Source organism: Tenacibaculum sp. M341 (genome assembly GCF_004337695.1).
Lineage (GTDB): Bacteria > Bacteroidota > Bacteroidia > Flavobacteriales > Flavobacteriaceae > Polaribacter.
The window spans coordinates 94,839-118,380 of the sequence record NZ_SJXJ01000008.1 but is presented as its reverse complement, the minus strand read 5'-3'; the positions used below and the strand labels follow the sequence as shown (position 1 = coordinate 118,380).

The following is a 23,542-nucleotide window of genomic DNA, read 5'->3' as shown; positions in this document are numbered from 1 at the left end:
AACTATTGATTTTTTGCTAGTCTTAATATATCTCCAAACACTCCTCTTGCCGTCACTTCTGCTCCCGCTCCTGCTCCCTGAATTACAATTGGTTGTTCTCCATATGATTCTGTATAAATTTCAAAAATGGCATCTGATCCTTGTAAACTTCCTAATGGAGAATCTTTTGGTACCGACACTAATTTTACATCTAATTCACCTTTTGTTTGCTGAAGATCTCCATATAAATCTCCTATATACCTCAACACATTGCCTTCTTCCTGATTTTCTTTGACACTTAAAAATGGCGCATTTAATTCTTCTAAACTTGACAAAAATTCATCTGATGAAATTTCTCTTAAAGGTGCTGGTATTAAATTTTCTATTTGAATATCCTCGAACTCATTTTCTAAATCTAGCTCTCGTGCTAAAATTAGCAGTTTTCTGGCTACATCATTTCCGCATAAATCTTCACGAGGATCAGGTTCTGTAAATCCTTTTTTAATTGCTTCTTCTAATACTTCTGAAAAAGACACTTCTTCCGAAGAAAATCTATTAAAAATATAACTCAATGACCCTGAAAAAACACCTCTTATTCGTGTGATATTTTCTCCTGAATCGTGTAATAATTTGATGGTATCTATCAACGGTAAACCTGCACCAACATTAGTTTCATATAAATACGTTTTGTTGTGTTTTTCTAACGTTTTCCTTAATTCTTTGTAAAAAGAATGTGAAACTGTATTTGCTATTTTATTTGAAGAAACCAAGTTAAAACCTGCTTCAATTAATGGAATATAATTTTCTACAAAATCGGTACTTGCCGTGTTATCTACTGCAATTAAATTTTCTAAATGATGTTTTTTAGCAAAATCGATAACAGTATCTACTAAAAACGCTTCTTCATTTTGATTTGTTAGATTTTCATTCCAATTATTATCAACTCCGTTTTTAGTTAATAAAACTTTTTTAGAATTTGATATCGCAAAAATATTTAGATGGATTTTTCTTCTATCCAATACATTTTTTAAATTATCTAACACTTGATTTATTAGTGTACCTCCTACTAATCCTTTACCGAAAACAGCTATATTTATTTTTTTAGCAATTCCAAAAACTTGTCCGTGAATTACATTTAAAGCTTTATGAAGCTCTGACTTTTTAACCACTAAACTTACATTTTTACCAGTAATGGTATTATTAAAAAGCAATGGTGTAATCTGATTTTTAATTAACGAATTATAAGGACGATGAAATTCACTTAAATCTTGTCCGATGATAGAAATTACTGCAACATCACTTACAATTGAAATTTGACTTACATCTTTGTTATAAAGATCTTGTTCAAACTCTTTTTCTAAAGCATTTACCGCTTTTTCTGCTTCATTCTTTTTTACAATTAATCCGATTCCTCTTTCTGATGAACCTTGAGAAATAATACTTATACTAATATCGTGATGACTTAAAGCTTTGAATATTCTAGCATCTACTCCTACTTTTCCTAACAAACCTCTTCCTTCAAAATTCAGTAGCGCCACATCTTCTAACACAGATAAAGATTTTATACCTTTTGATGTTGCTTTTTCTGTTATTAAAGTTCCTGTATCTTCAACATTAAACGTATTTAATATTCTAAGGTTTATATTTTTCTCTAATAATGGAATTATCGTTTTTGCATGTAAAATATTGGCTCCAAAACTTGCTAATTCATTTGCTTCTGAAAAAGATAATTTATCTATCTTTTTTGCATCTTCCACTAAATCAGGATTTGCTGTATATATTCCATTTACATGGGTATAATTTTGTAACTCTTCGGCATTTAAATAATTTGCCAATAATGAAGCTGTGTAATTACTTCCATTTCGACCTAAAGTTGTTGTTTCATTTTTTAGGTTAGAGGCAATAAATCCAGTCACTACATTTACCGTATCTCCATTGTGCTTATCAAAATGAGCAACTACATTTTCTTTAGACACCTCTTCTATAGGTTGTGCATTTCCAAACTTTTCATCTGTTTTTAATAAACCTCTTGCATCTGTTGCTTTAGCATTAATCCCTCTTTGTTGTAAAAGCTCTGCTATAGTTTTTACAGACAATAGTTCTCCTTGTGCTAATACCTCGTCTTTTATTTTTTGACTATAATCTCCTAATAAATGAACTCCTTCTAATATTTTTTGTAGACGTTCAAATTCTATTGAATAATCTATTAGTGGAGTTATTTTTGTTTGCTGATATCTGAATGCTTCTAGTTGTTCTTGATATGCTTCGTTCTTTGATGCTTTTTCTAACATCTCTTCCAACTCATCTGTTGCATTTCCTCTGGCAGAAACAACTACAGCTATCTTTTCTTTATTATTAATTTTATTTTCTATGATATCTAAAACTCTCTCTATTCCTTTATTTGAAAGAGATTTTCCTCCAAACTTTAATACTTTCATTTTTTGTTCTTCTTTATTAAATATAGGATTCAATATTTTTTTTAGTTGTTCGTATTCCATCAAAAAAGCATCATGCCCGTGTATAGAATTTATTTCATTATAGGTTACCTGTGGATTATTAGCGGCTAGTTTTTTATAAGTATCTCTATTTTCTTCCGCAGTAAAAAACAAATCAGAATCTACACCTACAATATGTATAAATGCTTCAATTTTTTCAAGAACATCAATTTGCTCTCTTTCTCTTGTAACATCTATTGTTTTTAATAATTGATTCATCAATTTGTAAGACGCCAATTGATAACGTTCTTGCAGTTTTTTACCATGATGCAACAACCAGCTTTCTACATTAAATATTTGTAACTCTTCGTTTTTTGTTCTTTGAAATCTATTATTGAAAGATTTTGGTGTACGATAACACAACATTGCATGCATACGAGCATCGTGCAATGGATTACTTGAGTTTACTAAAAATTGTTCTTGAATTTGACAATTAGCAATTAACCAATCTGTCGATTTCCAATCGGTTGCGATGGGAATTAAATGTTGAGTTATTATTGGATTGATAGTTACCATTTCCCAAGCAATTCCTCCTCCTAATGAACCTCCAATTAAAGCAAATAATTGATCTATTTTTAACTCCTGTAATCCTTCTAAAAAGATACTTGCAATATCTCTTGCTACAAAATCTTTATAATTATCAATTAAAAAATTATCATAACCATTACCTGGAATATTGAAACACAAAGTTGTATATTTTTCAGTATCTATTACCTTATTGCTTCCAATAATATCTTTCCACCAACCTTCTTCTCCTGCTACATTACTGTTACCTGTTAAAGCATGATTGATTAATATTACAGGTGCGGTACCTAATGGCTTACCAAAAAGTTGGTAACTTAATGGTAGGTTGGTAATTTTAGTACCGCTTTCTGTAATATAACTAAGAATTGTTATTTGATGTAAATCGTACTTACGATCCATAATGTTCTTTTAAAATGGTATTATTTTAAAAACAAGTTGTAACCTTTATACTAAAATCTCTTTAGGAATAGTTGCGAATGCTTCTTCTAAATCGTTCTTTAAATCTTCTATATTTTCTAAACCAACTGATAAACGAATAAGATCACTTGTAACTCCTGCGCTCTCTTGTTCTTGCTCTGTTAATTGTTGATGTGTAGTACTAGCTGGGTGAATAATTAATGATTTTGTATCACCAATATTGGCTAATAAAGAAAATAATTTTGTGTTATCTGCTACTGCTTTTGCTGCATCAAAACCTCCTTTTATTCCAAAAGTTACAATACCACTTTGTCCTTTTGGTAAATATTTTTTTGCTTTTTCGTTATGTGCACTACTTTCTAAACCAGGATAGTTTACCCAGCTTACTTCGTCTTTACCTTCTAACCATTTTGCAATTGCTAAAGCATTTTGACTATGTTTTTCTATTCGAACTTCTAAAGTTTCTAATCCTTGAATGATATTAAAAGCATTGGTAGGACTTAATGCGCCTCCGAAATCTCTTAATCCTTCTAAAATTAATTTAAATGTATAGGAAGCAGCTCCTAAAGTTTCATGATATTTTAGTCCATGATATCCTGCTGAAGGTTCTGTAAATTCAGGAAACTTTCCATTAGACCAATCAAAAGTTCCAGCATCAATAATAGCTCCTCCTAAAGAATTCCCTTGTCCTCCTATGTATTTTGTTAATGAATGAATAACAATATTTGCTCCATGCTTAATCGGATTCAATAAAGCTGGTGTAGCTACTGTATTGTCTACAATAAAAGGAACTTTAGCTGCCTTAGCATGCTTTGAAATTTCTTCTAAATCTAATACATCTAACTTTGGGTTACCCAATGACTCAACGAAAAATGCTCTTGTATTTTCTTGTACAGCATCAGAAAAACTTTCTGGCTTAGAAGCATCAACAAAAGTGGTTGTAATTCCTAATCTTGGTAAGGTAACATTCAATAAATTGTAAGTTCCTCCGTACAAACTACTCGATGCTACTATGTGATCTCCTGCTTTTAATAGAGTTAATAAACCTGTAGATATTGCAGCGGTTCCTGAGGCAAAAACTACCGCTCCTACTCCCCCTTCTAGAGCAGCTAAACGTTCTTGAAGAATTTGATTAGTTGGATTATTTAATCGTGTATAAATAAAACCTAATTCTTTTAGTGAAAATAAATTTGCTGCATGATCTGAATGATCAAATACATATGAAGTTGTTTGATAAATAGGAACTGCCCTAGTTCCACCGTTTTCAGTCACATTGTGTCCGGCATGTAATGCATTTGTTGCAAATTTTTGAGTACTCATTTTTCTTATTTTTTGAGTTAATAATAAATTAAAACAAAAGTCAAGACACATCTAAACTTAGATGTTGCTTACTAGAAAAATGTTATTAAGAAATTATAGGAAGCTTTTTTGGTAACATAGAATATTAAAAAACTTCTGCTGGTTATCTATCCTTTTTTGAAATTTAAAATTTCAATATGGTAGAATGTAGCACCTTCTTTACACATACAAATTAAGATTTTGCAAATGTAAAGGGTTGCTAAGGCTTCATAGGGTCTAATCCCTCCACCTTTCTTGATAACATAATTAATAAGTCATTGAACTTTTCGAATACAAATATTCAATTATAAAATTTTAATATGCAAGTTTTTATTGATTTTTTTTGAAAATATTTTTTTCTTGATTAAACCTTTTCATTTTTCTATGGTCTTAGAATTGTAATTTAAAAGATAGAGAAATATGAAGAAAATACTTTCAATTTTACTAGTATTAGGATTAGTAATCACTAGTACAGCCCAGAAAAGAAAAGAGAAAAAAGATCAATTTACAGTTGAACAAAGAACTGAACTGACCTTAAAAAAAATGACTTTACATTTAGATTTATCTAAAGGCCAGCAAAACAAAATTCGTCCATTAATTGCCGAAAGTATTGCCAAGAAAAAAAATCGAAAGTCTAGAGAAGAAATGAAAAAGCTTACTAAAGACGAAAGATTTCAACTAAAAATGAATGAATTGGATGCTAAAATAGCTTTAAAAAACAGAATGAAGAATATTTTAGATAATCAACAGTTTGAAAAATATGAAAAGCATCTTACTAGAAAACACAGGAGAATGAGTAAGAGAAAGATGAAAATAGATAAAACAAAACGAGCATAGTTTTAGAATTTTGATAATTAGATAATTAGTTTTTTGTAGTTGAAGCCTTGAATGATTGTGAAATGATTCTTGGCTTCACTTTTTTTAACACTTTACTGTTTGCTATTCTTTAAACCAACTTGAATATTTAACGTAATTGTTTGCAATTCTATCTACCTCTCCAGAAGTTAACTCTGGAGAAATGTCTTTTACTTTTTTTGCTGGTACTCCTGCATATATACTTCCACTTTTTACATGAGTATTTTTAGTTACGACTGCTCCTGCTGCTATTATTGTATTACTTTCAATAATACAATCGTCCATAATGATACTTCCCATTCCTACTAAAACATTGTCATGAATTGTACAGCCATGTACAATTGCATTATGTCCGATAGAAACATTATTTCCAATAGTGGTTGGTGATTTTTGATAGGTTGCATGAATTACTGCTCCATCTTGAATGTTTACTTTATTTCCAATTTTTATAAAGTGAACATCTCCTCTTATTACAGCGTTAAACCATACACTACATTGTTTTCCTATAGTTACTTCTCCTACAATAGTAGCATTTTCAGCTATGTAACAATCTTCTGATATTTGAGGTGCTTTTCCTCTAACTGGTTTTATTATTGGCATATTTTCTTCAATTATCAATTATCAATTATCAATTATCAATTATCAATTATCAATTATCAAAGTTATTTCTTTTCCTTTCTGATTTTAAAAAAACACATCTTTTTATCAACAAAAAATAACTCAGTAAAAAACATAAACTTTACGCTATCTTTTTAACTTTTTATTTAAAATACGCTAATAAATTCCCTTTTTTAGAGGCTGATACTAGAATTTCTTTTCCATTGGTTAACTCAACACTTCCGCCTTTTCCTTTTTTATATCTGATGATAGAGTTAATATTTACTAAATAAGATTTATGAATTCTAGCAAAAGGATATTCTTTTAAAACTTCTTCAAAATGCTTCAGTGTTTTACTCACAATTCTTTTTGTGTTTGCTAAATGAATTTCTGTATAATTATCATCTGCTTTACAAAATAAAATTTCTTCAACATTTATAACCTCAAAACCATCTTGCGACGGAACAGTTATTTTTCCTTTTACTACTGTAGTTTTAGGTGTTAAAACCTGGTTCTGTAATTCGTTTTCTTTTTCTTTTATCTCTGTTACTAAAGCAACTGCCTTAATTAGCTCATCAATAGAAATTGGCTTTAATAAATAGTAAGTTGCCTGATTATTTAATGCCTCTATCGCGTAATGATCGTAAGCTGTTACAAATACTGTTTCAAAGGTTTTATTTTCTACTTTTTCTAATAAATCAAAAGCATTACCAAAAGGCATTTCTACGTCTAAAAACACCAAATCTAAATCATACTTTTTAATTAACTCGTGAGCCTCATCAATATTAGATGCTTCTCCTAATAATTCAATATTCGGACAGTATTTTCCTACGTAATTTCTTAAAATATCTCTACTTATCTTTTCGTCTTCTACAATAATTGTCTTTAGTTTGGTCATAGTTATTTTTTTAAGGTTAATATTACTTTTGTACCACTTCCATCTTCATTTACATCAGAAATTTGTACTGATACTTTATCTTGATACATGTCATTTAAAATGGCAATTCTATTTTTAATAGTGCTCATTCCTTTTGACTTTTGTTTTAGTTGATTTTTTGTTTTCATAGCAAGCGACTGCTTTCTTCCGATACCATTATCTTGTATAATAATAGCTATAGAATCTTCACTTGCTTGTTTTATACATATAAATAAATTTCCTTTTTCTTTTCTGTATCGTAAACCATGCCAAATAGCATTTTCTATATAAGGCTGTAAAAGCATTGGTGGTATTCTGTATTCTTCTAAGTTTATGGATTTATCCACATCTATTTCGTAATCAAATTTATCTTGAAAGCGATTATGCTCTAGTTTTACATAAAGATCTAACAATTCAATTTCTTTGGTAAAAGGAATGAAATCTTCATCTGAATTCTCTAAAACAGATCTCATTAATACTGAAAATTCGGATAAATATCTATTTGCATTTCTTTCATCATTTACGGCAATAAAACTATTTACTGAATTTAAGGCGTTAAAAATAAAATGCGGATTCATTTGTGAACGCATTGATTTTAAAGCTAACAAGTTATTTGCTAATTGTTGTTTTTGATTGGATCTGTGCTTATAAAAAGCCAATAAACTCATCAATAATAAACCTCCTATTAAAGAATAAATAACAATCTGTTGCCTTCTACTTTTTTCTATCGTAATTTCTTTATCCTTTATTGCAATATTAATTTTACTTTCAGATAATTCTTTATCCTTTTCTAAAATGGCTATTCTACTCTGATTATCTGCTATTTTCTTTGTGAGTCTTTTTATCTGGTAAATCTCCTGTTCTTTCTTAATATAAAGTGTATCAACAATATCAACAAAATCTCTGTAACTTCTTAAAGCTTTTATATAATCTCCCACCGTAGCATACACTTCAGATAATTTTCGTGTAGCGTGCTTTTGCACTTCTAAATCTTCTTTTTTATCAGCTTCTTCAATACTTTTCTCCAAATATTCTATTGCTTCAGGATATTCTTGCTTCAACACATAAGCACTACCAATTTTGTAGTTCATCTTTTGAGAAGTAAGTGAATCTTTTGCTTCTGCTTTTATTTTTTCCTTTAAATTATGCTCTTTATTTTTCTTTCTTTTTTTAAGATTTTTATCTACATTTTTTAAAATTTCTTTTCGAAGTTTAATCTCGTCATCATATTGCCTTGTTTCGTTAAAAAAATCTGCTACTTCTTGTTGTACTTCTAAAGATGAATTTTTAGATTCTTCTGAAATTTTTAAGGTGTTCTTATATACCTTTTTAGCCTTTCTTATATTTCCTTGTTTAGCATAAGAGTTCGCTATTTTAGCATTTAAATCTGGTACAATTTCTTTTATAGATTTTACTTCTGCTATTTCTAATCCTTTTTGATAATTTGCTGTAGCTTCTTTAAATTCTTTACTAGCTAATTGAGCATCTGCCAAACCTTGAAAAACTTGTACTTTATCATAATTACTTAAACTTTTACTTTGTAATTCACGATATGACTTTTCGCTTTCTTGATATTCTTTAGCTAAATACTGAGTTTTGGCTAACTGTAGTAATGTTTCTACTTTTTCATAAATCTGTAATGAGATTTTATAATTGCTAATAGCAATATCGTATTGTTTCCAATGAAAATATATATCTCCTAAAACTTTGTAAGTATTTGCACTTCTTTGTTTTGATTGATTCAACTCCAGAGCTTCTTCTACAAAACACAAACTTTTATCTAAATCTTTTTCTTTATAAAACATTGCAGAATCAATAGATTGTTGATACATATCAACTTTCTTGGTTCTAAAAAAAGATAATCGTCCTTTTTTAGGTAAACCTTGTACCATTATCTTTATTTCTTCTCTAGACTTTATAGTATATCTAACCGTTTCAAAATCTGGATGTCTTACTATTAATTCATCATTTAATCTTGCCTTAACTATGTATATTCCATCAACATTATTTCCAAAAGAAGTATAAGCATTTACACTAATTTGGGCATTTGTTATAGGTTCATTATTATTTTCATCTATCACCTTTACTTTTAAATCAAATTGCTCATTCATTTTTTCTAAATTTTGAGCATTCGTTTTAAAAAAAGATATAATCAATAAAAAAGTAAGTATGTAACTTTTAAAATACACTTCTTATATATTTTACACTAATTAATATGTAAACTTATCACCAAAAAATCAATAAAAAAAATAGCATTGTTAACTAAGAGTGGTTTTCACAAGCTAAAATGAATACTTTACTCATTTTTAAAATCAATTCACTAATTATTTCTGTTTGTTTACTCATTATGCTTTTTTTTTGAAAAAAGTTACACATAGATTTGAGTGTAGAAAATAAAACTAATGATCTAAAGATTTCAAAAGCTATGTATCAAACTTGAAATCGTATAATTGAAGAAGGGAAAGTTAATTCTTATAAGAGTAGCACTTGCTACTCTTTTTTATTTTAAAATTAATTCCTGACCAATGCTAATGGTATTATTCTTAAGTTTATTCATTCTTTTCAATTCACTTAAATTAATTTTAAACTTTTTTGAAATAGAATACAACGTGTCACCTTTCACTACTTTATAAAAGAATCTTGTTTGAGTATCGTCTGAAGTATTTGATGCAACAGGCCTTTCTCTTTTAACTTCACTACTTGCTACTGTTTTAGAACTTTCATAGGATTTAACTACAGGCATTTTCTTTTCTCTGTCGTACTTAGCTAGATCAAACTTTTTAATTAACGCAATTAATTTATTCGGATATTTTCTATCGGTAGCATAACCAGCTCTTTTTAATCCGTAAGCCCAACCTTTATAATCAGTCGTTCTTAATCTAAATAAACCAGCATATCTTTTTCTAGTTGTTAAGAAAACAGAATGGTCTTTATATGAACTTTCAGGATGCTTGTACTTTCTAAAACATTCTCCTTTTTTATCATCATCGTGTGTGACACTTTTTCCTTTCCACCCTCTATGGCACTTTATTCCAAAGTGATTGTTAGATCTAATTGCTAAATCACTTCTTCCACTTCCTGATTCAAGAATTCCTTGTGCTAAAGTTATACTTGCTGGTATTTTATATTTATGCATTTCTCTAACAGCAATTGGTGCAAATTTTTCTACATAATCAACTGTTGTTTCAGCATATGATTTTTTGGTAAAAGTTTTTTTCTTTTTGGTTTGCTTTACCTCCGGAATTTCAACATTTTTATGTTTAGGTTCTTTTACCACAATTGGCTTAGGTGGTGTTTTGGTAACTATTTGACGTTTAGAACCACAACTAGATAGTATTAAAACTATGCTCAATAAAATAAATATTCTCAACTTCATTTATACCTTTATTAACGCTAAACTTTTGTTTTTTAATTTTGTATTAATTCCTTCTATACCTTGTAAACCTCCTGTATGAATTGCTAAAATCTTAGCTCCTTCCTTAATTTCATTTTTCTTTATCAAATCTAACACTCCAAAAATCATTTTTCCTGTATAAATAGGATCTAATTGAATATTGTTGTGTGCTTTAAATTCATTGATAAAAGTAATTAATTCAGAATTTACTTTTGCATATCCTCCAAAATGATAATCAGTAACCAACTTCCAATTTGTTTTTTGATTCACCAATTCTTCTATTGGTTCCTGTAAAAAATCACCTTTCAAAGCGGGAAATCCTAACACTTTGGTTGCTTTATTTGTAATAGAATTTATAATTCCAGCTATAGTACCTCCTGTACCGACAGCCACACAAATATAATTGAATTTTTCATCTTTTTCCGATAGTACTTCTTCACAACCTTTAATAGCTAATGGATTAGTTCCTCCTTCAGGAATTAAATAGAAATCTCCATACTTTTCTCTAAGACTCTTTATAAACTCTTCTGTATGTTTTTTTGAATATAAATCTCTTGAAATAAACTCAAAATGCATACCATTTTTATGAGCTTCTTTAAGTGTTTTATTCTCTGTTAAAACCGTATCTAGTTTTAATGCTAATTCTTCACCTCTAACAATTCCTATAGTTTTAAAACCTGCTAAATTTCCAGCTACAGCAGTTGCTACAATATGATTAGAATAAGCTCCACCAAAAGTTAACAAAGTAGTTTTGCCTTGTTTTTGAGCTTCAAGAATGTTATATCTTAATTTTCTAAATTTATTTCCAGATACAAATTCATGAATAGTATCTTCTCTTTTTATCCATAACTCGATATTCTTCTCTTTTAAGAAAGGAAGTTGAACTTGTTCATTTTGAGTTTCGATGGATTGATTAAACACTCTTTTATAAATTTACCTAGTAAAAAACGCTCTTGTTTACTTTTTATTGAAAGTTAGAGATTTTCTCCTCTACTTCTTCCCAATCCATCATTAACTGTTCCAATGCTGCTTTTTTTGCTTTATAATTTTCAAAAAAGTTAGGTTCAGCAGAAACTTCTTCATAATTCTGAGCCAATCTTAAATCAATAGCTTCTATTTCCGCTTCAACATCAGATATTTTATTCTCTATTCTAGAAGATTTATTCTTTAGCTTTTTTAATTCTTTTTCTTGCTCTTTAGATAACTTATATGCTTCCTTCTTGCTTGTATCTTTGGCATCTTTTACAACAGTTCTTTTTTCTGCTTCTCTTAAACTCTCAATTTTATGCTGTTCTAAGAAATAATCAATATCTCCTAAATATTCTTTAATCTCTTTATCTTTAAAACCATAAACAGTTTTAGTTAATCCTTGTAAAAAATCACGGTCGTGAGATACAATTATTAATGTCCCATTAAAGTTTTGCAACGCTTGTTTTAATACATTTTTTGATGCAATATCTAAATGGTTAGTAGGCTCATCCATTATCAACACATTAAATGGCGATAATAACAGCTTACATAAAGCCAATCTATTTCGTTCTCCTCCCGACAATACTTTTGCTTTTTTATCAACAGCTTCACCTCCAAATAAGAAAGCTCCTAACATATCTCTCACCTTTAATCTGTTGGTATCAGTAGCAGCATCTTCCATAATTTCCAATACTGTCTTCTCAGGTGGTAAATGTTCTGATTGATTTTGCGCAAAATATCCTACTTCAACATTATGACCTAACTTTAAATGACCTTCAAACGGAATCTCTCCAACCATCATTTTAGCCAAAGTAGATTTTCCTTGACCATTCTGTCCTACAAATGCAATTTTACTGTTACGCTCAATTAATAAATCAACATTTTGTAATACTTGCTTGCTTCCATAATTCTTTGCTAAATTCTCTGCTTCAACTACAATTTTCCCAGGCTCTTTTGAAATTTCAAAACGAACATTCATTACTGCATTATCATCTTGATCTACCTCAATACGTTCAACTTTATCTAACTTTTTTATCAACGATTGAGCCATAGAAGCTTTGTTTGCCTTAGCCCTAAATTTTTCAATTAGTTTTTGTGTATGTTGAATCTCTTTTTCTTGATTCTTCTGAGCCTGTAATTGTTTCTCTTTAATTTCAGCTCTTAATTCTAAAAACTGTGAATAAGGCTTCTTATAATCATAAATCTGCCCAAGAGAGATTTCAATGGTTCTATTGGTTACATTATCTAAAAACATTTTATCATGTGAAACCAGAACAATTGCACCTGCATAATTCTTTAAAAAATTTTCTAACCAAATAATTGATTCAATATCTAAGTGGTTGGTAGGCTCATCCAGTAATAATATATCATTATTCTGAAGTAATAGCTTTGCTAACTCAATACGCATTCTCCATCCTCCAGAAAAAGTATCGGTTAACTTATCAAAATCTTCTCTCTGAAACCCTAAACCTTGTAGTATTTTTTCTGTATCACCTTGATAGTTATATCCTCCTAAAAGTTCGTAACGCTCAGTAAACTCATTTAAATCAATGATTAACTGATTGTAACTTTCACTTTCATAATCAGTTCTTTCTGCTAATTGCTCATTTATTTCAGCAAGCTTTGCTTCTATTTCTTTAATTTCTTCAAATGCTTGATAAGCTTCTTCTAAAATTGTTCTTCCTTGAACAAAATCAATATCCTGGCGTAAAAAACCAATTTTTACATCTTTATCAAACGCCATCGTTCCTCCACTACTTTCAATATCTTTAGATAAAACTTTTAGAAGTGTAGATTTTCCTGCTCCATTTTTTCCAATCAAGCCTATTCTATCTCCTTTATTTAATTTGAAAGTGATTCCTGAAAACAAATCTGTTCCCATAAAGGAAACAGTTAAATCGTGTACGTTTAACATAAGCGTTTTTATATTATCAAGTAGAAAAAATACGCGCACTTTAACAGTAAAAAAGATGTTAAATAGGTAATTTTTCTGAAATTTGTACAAACTTACAAAACTGAACCTATAAGGGTCATATAATTTCTAGAATATATGTTACGTAAAGGCACAAAACTCTACAGTATTTTTAATAATAAATGTCCAAGATGTCAAGAAGGTGATTTTTTTAAACACAAAGCTTCTTTTAATCCTAAAAAAGTAACTACGTTACATGAAAATTGTTCTCATTGTGATTTAAAGTATATGATGGAGCCTTCATTCTTTTTTGGTGCCATGTATGTAAACTATGCTTTAGCTGTAGCTTTATTTGTAGCTATTTTTATTATTTGTAAAGTTTTTATCGGTCTTACAATTTTACAAAGCTTTATTTCAATTGTAGTAGTCTCACTATTATTAACTCCTTTTACATTACGTTTATCTAGAATAATTTGGATTAATATTTTTGTGAGTTACGACAAGAGTAAAAAGAAGAAATAATATATTTATTCTGAAAAACGTTTAATATCAATTTCTTTATCTAGTTTTTCACCTTTTTCAAGATGATTAAATAAGTTTTGAGCAACAGTTGGGGCAATCATAACACCACGGGTTCCTAAGCCGTTTAAAACAACTAATTGATCAAATTCTGAATGCACACCTACCAAAGGTCTCCTATCTTTTACCGTAGGTCTAATTCCTGCTGTTTGATCAACAATTGTATATGGAACATCTATTGTTTTTTGTAGTTTATCAACTAGTTCTTGTTTACCTTCTTCTGTCGGATCTAAAGTTTTGTCTGTCCAATTAAACGTAGCTCCTACTTTGTAGTAATCATTTCCTATTGGTAACATAAAAACAGATGATTTTAATAAAAAATCAATCTTTAACTCTGGTGCATGTATTGTTATAATCTCTCCTTTGGTACCATTTAATGGAAGATTATTAAAAAAAGGATTTTCTTTTAATCCATAGCCTTCACAAAAAACAACTTTGGACGTACTTATATTTTTATAAATTACTTTTTCTTCATTTAACTGAACTTGACTGTAATCAAACGCCTCTTTCTTTAATAACTCTTGATTTAACAAGTAATTTCTGTATGTATTGATTAAATCTTTTGTATCAATTCTACCTGTTCCTTGTAATTCACCAAACCCAAAATCTCCTATAATGCCAGGGATTTTATCTTTAGATATTTCTGGTTTCATATAATGTGACAACATAGGCTTATCTAAGGCAATAAACCAATTATTTTCGTCTCCTACAGATGTAAAAACTTTTTTTGTAATAAATCTAGTATCAAACTCTTTTTGTAATTTTTCTGATACTTTATCATAAAAAGGAAGTGCTAACTGAAGCTGTTCATGTCCATTCCACACAGGTGTAAAACGTTTTAATATAACAGGATTATAAGTACCACTAGCTACACTTGATGAGTTTTGAGAATCATTTTCAAACACAATAAACTTTTTATTATGCTGAATTAATTGTTCTACAAATGCTAAACCAGCCAATCCTAAACCTACAACTATGTAATCTAATTCCATAACACAAAAATAGAAAGATAGATTTTTAAATATTATAAAAACTAATATTCTTTTAAGATATAAAAAAAGCGCTCTGAAAATTCAGAACGCTTTTAATTTTATTTAGAATAGAATCTTAATAATTCCACATGTCCATTTCTCTATCACGAACACCTTCTTTAATTCTATCAGCTTCTAATAATTGGAATAAAGAATTACCTCTAATATAGTCTTTAATCTCTCTATCACCGTACAAGTTCTCTTCTTTAATTACTGTAGAGTTAAATCTACGAGCATTTAACAAGTTATCATACGAAATAGGGTGTGCAGAATTCTTAGGATTGAATACTTTTGAAGCATGTAAAACTTCACGTGCGTCTGGGAAAAACACCCAAAATAACTCATAAATTTCATCATCTTCGATTTCATCAACACCTAATACTTGTACATCAGGTCCCATTGGAGCTAAAGCTAACATTCTGTACTTTAATTCTCCTTGACGTTTGTCAAAATACCAAATTCCTTTGATTAAATATCCTTTGATATCTTCAGACTGGATGAAATATTCATCAGAATAACCTCCGTTTTCTTCACCTCCATCTACTTCTCTAACACTGTAGGTTTTTTCATCTATTTCTTTTGTTCCAATCCTTGTTGTGAAATAAGAATCTGAATATACTTCTTTAATCTTACCCTTTCTAATACCTCCCATTAAGGTATCAAATAAAGATCGTCTACTATTAGATGTACTTGTAGTATCAACTGGATAATAGTAAGGTAAATTAATTTTTTGGTTCAAATCTACAAACTCCCATACCACTTTAGACCATAAAACATCTCTATCACTTATATAACCATAAGGTAGCGGTTTATCAGCATCAGAGTCGATTTCTGCTTGACTTTTTACACCAATCTCCACTACTTTTTTAGCATTTAATAGATTAGCCTGAGCGCCAACTACTATTGTAGAAGTTAATGCTATAATAACCATGTTAAAACGCTTCCAATTCATACTATCTTTATTTTTAATTATTAGTTTGAAACTTTTATACCAACTCCAACCACCTTTTTAACTGGTGCTCCTGAACCTGATACTGTAGCTTTAATGTCAAAAATATTGATCACCTCACCTCTTCTTGCTTTAGAAATTGCTTTCTTAGCTCTAGAACTCATTCTTGTTCCAGTTACAGGTACTGCTGGTTGACCAGGTACTTTTATTTTAAAGCTTGATACTTTTAATTTTAAATCGAATAAGAAATCTGGTAACAATGCACCTACAGTAACATTTCCAACACTACCTTTTGGCATAGATACAGTACCATACTGACCTCTAACAGCACCTACAGCTGGTGGAATGTCTTTAATTCTAAATTTCTTATTTGAACTTACTTTATTACCTCCTGGTAATACTCCTGTTACTCTAATGGTAACTTCACTTCCTTTACCTGGAGTCATAACATAACTGTCACCACTCTTCTTTCTTAAACCAGGAGCTGACGCTGAAACCTTGTTTGAAGGTACACCTGGCATAGAAATTGTCATTGGATTTGATAATCCACGATATACAGCATTCATTTTATCAGCTGAGATTACCGCTTCATTTGGTCTTGGAATTACAGAATAACCTCCTTTAATAGGAATCTCAACTAAAGAATCATTCTCTTTGAAAAAGAAACTACCTTTAATATCTCTATCTCCAACACTTCCTGCAGGACCATCTAATATTACCTGACCTGCTTTAATTTTATCTTCTGGCCAATCCTTACCATTAATTACAACCTTTTCAGCTGTTAAATTTGGATCATTCTTACCTAATACAATTCTACCAGATAATTTCTCTCCTGGATAGTAAGCGTTCTTATCGAAAACTACCATTGCATCATAGTTAGTCATAGACACAGCACTTTCTAACTCTCCTTGTAGTAATTTAGATAATGCATCAGATTCCGTAGCTTTAATATCAGCCTGAATTTGAGTTAATTTTGTTAAAGAAGCAATTAAAGGGAAACCTTCATAGTTGTAGTTTAACCAGTTTAACTGTAAACCTTCTCTATTTTTAACTGGATTAGTATCAAAACGAGATTCTACTACTGTTCCTAAATCTGTTTCACCTAAAACTTCTAAAGCTGCTTTTCTAAACTCATCTACTTTAGAAACAAATTCTTTACCATTTGGACTAATAGTTCCACTTTCAAAGAAATAAGAATCTAAATAGCTAGACTTATCCATTAACTCGTAGTCTTTTTTATCTTCTACGTCTGCTGTCATTTTAGATTTCAAATCATCTAAATACACATACAATTCATTGGCTCTAGCTTTTAAGACATCAGTCTTTTCTTTAGCTTCACCATATTGTTTAGCTTGTTCAGCTGCTTTTGTTGCTAAGTTAGCATAAGCTGCTGCATTTGTTTCAGTTGCTCTTCTGTTAGCATCTGTTAATTTTTCATTCATTAAACCAAAAGCTGATAATACCTCTTTACCCATATTCATAGCCATCATTGCTAAGAATACAAGATACATAAGGTTAATCATCTTCTGCCTTGGAGATTGTTTACCACCTGCCATAATTTAAAATACGTTTGCTTAGTTAATATTAAATTATTTTGAACTCATTGCAGAAAGCATTCCTCCGTATACTCCGTTTAAAGAAGATAAGTTAGTTGCTAATGATTGCATTTGATCTTGTAAACGTTGAGAGTTTTCTACCATTGCAGTATTTAACTCAGCTTGTTTAGAAGCATTCTCTACTTGTGTTTGGTATAAGCTATTTAAAGAAGCCATTTGAGAAGCTGCTTTAGACATTTGCTCGTTATAAGTATTTGTAGCGGAAATAGATTGAGAAGCTGAAGCTAAAGGCTCTACTGCTCCTTGGAAACTCTTAATGCTATCTCCTAAACGAGATACTAAACTAGCGTCTAACTTTGCGTCTTTTAAAATATTATCTAATTTTTGAGATAATAAAGATTGTGCTTCTTCTGGAGTAGCTACTTTTTCTTTCTTCTTACCTCTTCCTGAAGCTGATCCATCCGCTAATTCAGGATATACTTTTGTCCAATCTAATTCGTCTTCAACTGGTTCAAAAGCAGATAATGCAAATACTAATGCTTCAACAGACATACCTACGATAAGCATAATGTTAGCTCCTGGGAAGTGCATAATTTTAAATAATGCTCCAGCGATTACAATTGCAGCTCCGAAACCGTAAGCCATGTTGAACATTCTCTTTGTTGATTTTGATTGTGCCATAATTTTTGAATTTTTTAATTAGGGATATTTACTGTATTAATTATTTACTGTTTTTTAGTACCAAGATAGTCTTGTACGGTTCTAAAACCGATATAACTTCTTGCTGTATCGGCGTACTCCCAGTCACGAGAACCAACTTCTAAGAAGTAAGCTACATCTTTCCAAGATCCACCACGAACAATCTTTCTGCGATTTTCTCTGTTTTCAACATTTGGGTTCATAGTTGATCCCATATAATAAGACATTTGGTTGTATGCAGTATTTGTCCATTCAGACACATTTCCTGCCATATTATAAAGTCCAAATCCGTTAGGATTGTAAGAAACCGCCTCAACAGTATATAAGGCACCATCAGCTGCATAATCTCCACGCACCGGTTTAAAGTTTGCTAAGAAGCAACCTCTATCACTAGTTGTACTAGGACCTCCCCAAGGATATTTTGCATAATCTAAACCTCCTCTAGCGGCATATTCCCATTCTGCCTCGGTAGGTAATCTAAATGCAGGTACTAGACCTAAGTTTTTCTTTTTTCTTTGATAAGAGTTCTTATTCTTTGTTCTCCAATGACAGAATGCTCTTGCTTGATTCCAGCTTACCCCTACTACTGGATAACCTTCAAATGCTTTGTGTGCAAAATATTCTTGGTGCATTGGATCATTGTATGAATAGTTAAAATCTTTAATCCAAACTGTAGTATCAGGGTATACATTTAATACTTCATCCTTTAAGAAGTCTTTTCTGTTTTTACCTGTCCTAGCAGCTTCTTCATTATCAAACCAGAAATACCTGTATTCTAATAACTTTGTATTAAAAGATCTAATTCCGTTTAAAGCTTCATCTTTTTTAATGTATAAAGAATCCATTACTTCTACATAATCAGTATCTGGGTAGTCTTCTCTATTCCAAAATAACTCTTCTTCCCAGTTTAAAGGCTTGATAGAATCGATACCTTCACCTATTTCATAATAGTTTTCTCTCATATACTTCTGATATGGAGACTCATTTACAGTATCTTTAGATGCAAACGCATATAATTGAATTCCTTCTGCTTTGTTTTTACCTGCAGGATCTGGCTCTTCATCACCTGAAGCAAACTCAGCTTGATAAGCTAATTTTGTTCTTACTATAGAATCTCTTACCCAATAAACAAATTGCTTATACTCACTATTTGTTATTTCAGTCTCATCCATGTAAAAAGGTTGAACCGTCACTGTTCTAGTTGGGGCATTCATTGCTCCTAAAGGGTCTTCATCTTGTTTACCCATAGTAAACGAACCTCCTTTGATCGAAACCATACCATAAGGTTTTTCGGCAAACCATTTCCTTTTGGACTTCACTCCAACTAGTTCACCTCTTTCGTTACTAGATCCACAACTATACATGAATACTAATAGTAGGGCAAATAGTGCTGCTTTCTTCATACTTTTTTTATTAAAGAGTTCGTAACTTTTTTCGTTAAAAATATATTTTTATTCAACATTTTTATATCAGGGTTGCAAATATAACTTTTTTTTATATAAGTTTCTGAAGAGCTTTATACCACCTTTCAGGTATTTTTTGCTCAATCGCCTTTATATAATCTTGATGTGCACATGGTATTAACGCATGTCTTTTATATTTATTATCCGTAATTAAATTTATCTCCATCCACCAGCGTCCACTTTTATCACTTTTATAAAAGTTTATTGGGTCATCGTCTTCAAGAACTACGCTAAACTTCTGGTAACTCTCTTTACTTGAATATGGATAATCTTTTGCTCTATAATTAACTCCTTCTATAAAATACCACATACTTTGTGCTATTAATTTAGAAGTTTGATTGTTAACATCTAACACATCGTTATATTCATAGACACCAAAAGAGGTAACTTTGTCACTTATTCCTGCATATCTTGCTATAGAACATAATTGTTCTCCATAAAACCCATTCGGGTTTGCATTATAATTTGCAGGTGCATCTGACTGTTTAACACTTCCTATATCTATACTTACTATATCTGCATCTCTTAAAATTGGCTCTATCAACTCCATTCTTCTCACTTCACCTAATCTAAACGCATCGAAATATAATTTTTGTAATAAATCTATTTCCTCTTGAGAATTATAATATGTTTGATAGCCAATATTACTAAAATTGAATAAATTATTTGGTGTATCCATAATAATTTTACTCAAATATGATTTTGAATTAAGTTCATCTTCAATTGTACCTAAATCAAAATGGCTGTCTACAACAGCTAAATTTATTGTTTGTTCTAAAGAATCGTAAGCCCTGTAATTCGCATATGTAATATCTTGGCTTCCTCCTATTATAAGAACTACAATATTTTTTTTCACTAAAGATGATACAACTTGTGAAACTGCAAAATAAGTATCACTTATTGTATTACCTGGTTCTATATTTCCTATGTCAGCTATTTTAAGCTCCCATTTTCCAGGAAATAATTTATAAAAATTTGTTCTTATTTTAGACAGATCGTTACCACAGCCCTCGTTATCTATGGCAGCCCTACCTTCTTTAACTCCAATAATCGCCAAAGAAACTCCATCCAAATCGGGAAACCCGTTTTGAGCAGTGTAAATTTCAATATTTTTTCCAAGTGTTGATGGTGATTGCGGCTCTATGCTTGCAAAAACCTTTTCATTTACTGGAGACAAAAAATCGATATTCATTAATTTGGGGATTAGTGAATGGTTGGCAATATAAAAATTTATTTCTTTTTTGAAGTCTTTCTAGTTGATTTTTTCGTAGTTTTTTTCTGCGAATCAATTAACTTAATAGCATCTTCCTTAGTAAACTTTTCGATTTCAGTTGTTTTAGGCAACTCAATCTTAGTTTTTCCTTTAATTACATTAAATCTACCCCATCTTGCTTTTTCAACTCTAATACCTTCATCTTCCCAGTTATGGATTAATTTTTCTCGTTCTTTTTTCTTCTTATCTTCAATCAATTCCTCTAAATCTGCTTGCGTAAGATTATCGAAGTCATATTTCTTATTTACATTGATAAAAATTGAGTTCCATTTAATAAATGGTCCAAAACGCCCTACACCTTTTTGAATTGGCATTCCTTCATACTCTCCAATAGGCGCATCTGCTTTTCTTTTAGCCTCAATTAATTCTATAGCTCTATCCATATCTACAGACATTGGATTTTCAGCTTTATCTAAAGAAACATATTTACCATCAAATTTAATGTAAGGTCCAAAGCGTCCGTTTGCCACTACAACTTCTTTTGCTTCGTACTCACCTAATGTTTTAGGCAACTTAAACAAGTCCATTGCTTCTTCATAAGTAATCGAACTCATTGTTTGATCTCCTTGAAGACTTGCGAATTTAGGTTTCTCTTCATCTGTAGCTTCACCAATTTGAATCATTGCTCCAAATCTTCCTAATCTTACATACACATTCTTTCCAGAGTCTGGGTCTATACCTAACAAACGTTGTCCACTAGCTCTTTCTGCATTTTCAGCTACATCTTTTACATTCGGATGAAAATCTTTATAGAAATCTTTAATCATAGAAATCCAATTTTCTTTCCCTTCAGCAATTTCATCAAAATCAGACTCAACTTTTGCTGTAAAACCGTAATCAAGAATACCTTTAAAATTCTCTACAAGAAAATCATTTACAATATTACCAATATCTGTTGGCATTAACTTCCCTTTGTCAGCTCCTACCTTCTCTATTAATACTTTTTCAGATATTTCATTTTGTTTTAAAAGAATCTGAACATAGTTTCTTTCAACTCCTTCAGCAGTTCCCTTTTCAACATACCCCCTTCTTTGCACTGTAGAAATAGTCGGAGCATATGTAGATGGTCTTCCAATACCTAATTCTTCTAAATGTTTTACCAAAGAAGCTTCAGTATATCTTGCTGGTGGCCTTGTATATCTTTCTGTAGTAGTAATATATTCATTACTTAACTCCTCACCTACATTCATTTTAGGTAACATTCCTGCTTGCTCTTCATCTTCATTATCAGTACCTTCTAAATAGACTTTTAAAAATCCTTCAAAAGTAATTACCTCTCCATTTGCAGTAAACTCCTTATCATTTTTATTATTAGCTATTTTAACATTGGTTCTCTCCAACTGCGCCTCACTCATTTGAGAAGCAATTGTTCTTTTCCAAATTAAGCTATACAATCTATCTTGATCAAAATCAACCGAAACATCGTGCCTATCTAAATTCGTTGGACGAATAGCCTCGTGTGCTTCTTGAGCTCCTTTTGATTTTGTTGAAAATTTTCTCGGCTTACTGTATTCTTTACCATAAGAACTTTCAATTTCTTGAGCAGCTGCATCCATTGCTTCAGGAGATAAATGCACACTATCTGTTCTCATGTATGTTATTAATCCGGCTTCATATAAACGTTGTGCCATTAACATCGTTTTTGCTACTGGAAATCCAAGCTTTCTTGAAGCTTCCTGTTGCAATGTAGAAGTTGTAAAAGGAGCAGCTGGAGATTTTTTTGCAGGTTTTGTTTGTAAATCTGCAACATTAAAGACTGCATTTACACATGACTTTAAAAATGCTTCGGCCTCTTCTTTAGTACTAAAGTTTTTAGATAATTTAGCTTTTACCTTTTTTCCATCAGCATTTATAAACTCAGCATCTACTCTGTAGGAAGCTTTAGGTGTAAACTCTTCAATACTTCTTTCACGCTCAACAATTAATCTAACAGCTACAGATTGGACTCTACCCGCAGATAAACCTGCTTTTACTTTTCTCCATAATACAGGAGATAATTCGTAACCTACAATTCTATCTAAAACTCTTCGTGCTTGTTGCGCATCTACTAAGTTATAGTTAATTGTTCTTGGATTTTCTATGGCTTTTAAAATTGCATTCTTTGTAATAGAGTTAAATACAATCCTTTTAGTATTGTCTTTTTTTAATTTTAATTGCTCTGCCAAGTGCCAAGCAATTGCTTCTCCCTCACGATCCTCATCGGATGCTAGCCAAACAATTTCTGCTTTCTTTGCTAAATCCTTTAATTTTTTAACAACAGATTTTTTATCTGACGATACAATGTACTTGGGACTAAAGTCTCCTTCAACATCAACTCCTAACTCCTTAGAGGGTAAATCAGCAATATGTCCGAAACTAGATTCTACTTGAAAATCTTTACCTAAAAACTTTTCAATAGTCTTAGCCTTCGCGGGTGACTCAACAATTACTAAATTTTTTGCCATGTATTATTTTTTTCTTTTTAATGCTGAAAAGTACAACATTTTTTAAAGTGCAAAAGTATATAGTTTTTTTTTATTTGAAATCCTTTTGAAAGAATTAACGCTAATTTAAATGAAAATTTACCTTTTTTTTTCAAAAAAAACTTTCAAATTA

Annotated in this window: 17 protein-coding genes and 1 riboswitch; of the genes, 2 read left to right on the top strand and 15 right to left on the bottom strand. The window is 30.6% G+C overall.

Annotated elements, in window-relative coordinates; genetic code table 11:
- Nucleotides 1-2: 2 nt before the first annotated feature.
- Entirely contained in the window at nucleotides 3-3,398 is a 3,396-nt protein-coding gene (gene thrA, locus EYW44_RS10685) for a bifunctional aspartate kinase/homoserine dehydrogenase I (RefSeq protein WP_132723663.1), read from the bottom strand.
- A gap of 45 nt (nucleotides 3,399-3,443) precedes the next feature.
- Complete coding sequence (locus tag EYW44_RS10680; RefSeq protein WP_132723662.1) at nucleotides 3,444-4,736, bottom strand: O-acetylhomoserine aminocarboxypropyltransferase/cysteine synthase family protein; 1,293 nt, start codon at nucleotides 4,734-4,736, stop codon at nucleotides 3,444-3,446.
- A gap of 139 nt (nucleotides 4,737-4,875) precedes the next feature.
- A riboswitch (SAM riboswitch) is annotated at nucleotides 4,876-5,019 on the bottom strand.
- 155 nt (nucleotides 5,020-5,174) lie between these two features.
- Here EYW44_RS10680 and EYW44_RS10675 point away from each other — a divergent pair.
- Nucleotides 5,175-5,591 carry a hypothetical protein gene (locus EYW44_RS10675; protein ID WP_132723661.1) on the top strand — a complete coding sequence of 139 codons (417 nt, stop codon included), beginning with the start codon at nucleotides 5,175-5,177 and terminating at the stop codon, nucleotides 5,589-5,591.
- Between the two features lie 102 nt (nucleotides 5,592-5,693).
- Here the strand turns inward: EYW44_RS10675 and EYW44_RS10670 are convergent, their stop codons facing one another.
- The 6 genes from EYW44_RS10670 to EYW44_RS10645 all read right to left on the bottom strand — a co-directional run bounded on the left by EYW44_RS10670 (nucleotide 5,694) and on the right by EYW44_RS10645 (nucleotide 13,400).
- Nucleotides 5,694-6,209 carry a gamma carbonic anhydrase family protein gene (locus EYW44_RS10670; protein WP_132723660.1) on the bottom strand — a complete coding sequence of 172 codons (516 nt, stop codon included), beginning with the start codon at nucleotides 6,207-6,209 and terminating at the stop codon, nucleotides 5,694-5,696.
- 160 nt (nucleotides 6,210-6,369) lie between these two features.
- Nucleotides 6,370-7,104, bottom strand: coding sequence for a LytR/AlgR family response regulator transcription factor (locus EYW44_RS10665; RefSeq protein ID WP_132723659.1), 735 nt, complete (start codon nucleotides 7,102-7,104; stop codon nucleotides 6,370-6,372).
- A 2-nt stretch (nucleotides 7,105-7,106) separates the two neighbouring features.
- Entirely contained in the window at nucleotides 7,107-9,233 is a 2,127-nt protein-coding gene (locus tag EYW44_RS10660) for a tetratricopeptide repeat-containing sensor histidine kinase (RefSeq protein ID WP_132723658.1), read from the bottom strand.
- A gap of 389 nt (nucleotides 9,234-9,622) precedes the next feature.
- A complete protein-coding gene (locus EYW44_RS10655; RefSeq protein ID WP_132723657.1) occupies nucleotides 9,623-10,498 on the bottom strand; it encodes a glucosaminidase domain-containing protein in 876 nt (291 codons plus the stop codon).
- The gene (locus EYW44_RS10650; RefSeq protein ID WP_243643641.1) at nucleotides 10,499-11,437 is read right to left on the bottom strand and encodes a 1-aminocyclopropane-1-carboxylate deaminase/D-cysteine desulfhydrase; all 939 of its coding nucleotides are present in this window, start codon (nucleotides 11,435-11,437) and stop codon (nucleotides 10,499-10,501) included.
- A gap of 43 nt (nucleotides 11,438-11,480) precedes the next feature.
- Nucleotides 11,481-13,400, bottom strand: coding sequence for an ABC-F family ATP-binding cassette domain-containing protein (locus EYW44_RS10645; protein WP_132723656.1), 1,920 nt, complete (start codon nucleotides 13,398-13,400; stop codon nucleotides 11,481-11,483).
- A 135-nt stretch (nucleotides 13,401-13,535) separates the two neighbouring features.
- On the opposite strand from EYW44_RS10645, the gene EYW44_RS10640 reads away from it, so the two are divergent.
- A complete protein-coding gene (locus EYW44_RS10640) occupies nucleotides 13,536-13,919 on the top strand; it encodes a DUF983 domain-containing protein (RefSeq protein WP_132723655.1) in 384 nt (127 codons plus the stop codon).
- A 5-nt stretch (nucleotides 13,920-13,924) separates the two neighbouring features.
- Here EYW44_RS10640 and EYW44_RS10635 read toward each other — a convergent pair whose 3' ends face one another.
- The 7 genes from EYW44_RS10635 to topA all read right to left on the bottom strand — a co-directional run bounded on the left by EYW44_RS10635 (nucleotide 13,925) and on the right by topA (nucleotide 23,391).
- Nucleotides 13,925-14,968 carry an NAD(P)/FAD-dependent oxidoreductase gene (locus tag EYW44_RS10635; RefSeq protein ID WP_132723654.1) on the bottom strand — a complete coding sequence of 348 codons (1,044 nt, stop codon included), beginning with the start codon at nucleotides 14,966-14,968 and terminating at the stop codon, nucleotides 13,925-13,927.
- Between the two features lie 115 nt (nucleotides 14,969-15,083).
- Complete coding sequence (gene gldN, locus EYW44_RS10630) at nucleotides 15,084-15,959, bottom strand: type IX secretion system protein PorN/GldN (RefSeq protein WP_132723653.1); 876 nt, start codon at nucleotides 15,957-15,959, stop codon at nucleotides 15,084-15,086.
- A gap of 20 nt (nucleotides 15,960-15,979) precedes the next feature.
- Entirely contained in the window at nucleotides 15,980-17,512 is a 1,533-nt protein-coding gene (gldM, locus tag EYW44_RS10625; protein WP_132723652.1) for a type IX secretion system protein PorM/GldM, read from the bottom strand.
- A gap of 33 nt (nucleotides 17,513-17,545) precedes the next feature.
- Nucleotides 17,546-18,193: a T9SS inner membrane protein PorL/GldL gene (gldL, locus tag EYW44_RS10620; protein ID WP_132723651.1), complete on the bottom strand. Its 648-nt coding sequence runs from the start codon at nucleotides 18,191-18,193 to the stop codon at nucleotides 17,546-17,548.
- Nucleotides 18,194-18,237: 44 nt separating this feature from the next.
- Nucleotides 18,238-19,614 (bottom strand): type IX secretion system lipoprotein PorK/GldK, encoded by a 1,377-nt coding sequence (gene gldK, locus EYW44_RS10615; protein ID WP_132723650.1) that lies wholly within the window; start codon nucleotides 19,612-19,614, stop codon nucleotides 18,238-18,240.
- Nucleotides 19,615-19,705: 91 nt separating this feature from the next.
- Nucleotides 19,706-20,866 carry a formimidoylglutamase gene (locus EYW44_RS10610; protein ID WP_132723649.1) on the bottom strand — a complete coding sequence of 387 codons (1,161 nt, stop codon included), beginning with the start codon at nucleotides 20,864-20,866 and terminating at the stop codon, nucleotides 19,706-19,708.
- 38 nt (nucleotides 20,867-20,904) lie between these two features.
- The gene (topA, locus tag EYW44_RS10605) at nucleotides 20,905-23,391 is read right to left on the bottom strand and encodes a type I DNA topoisomerase (RefSeq protein WP_132723648.1); all 2,487 of its coding nucleotides are present in this window, start codon (nucleotides 23,389-23,391) and stop codon (nucleotides 20,905-20,907) included.
- Nucleotides 23,392-23,542: the final 151 nt, after the last annotated feature.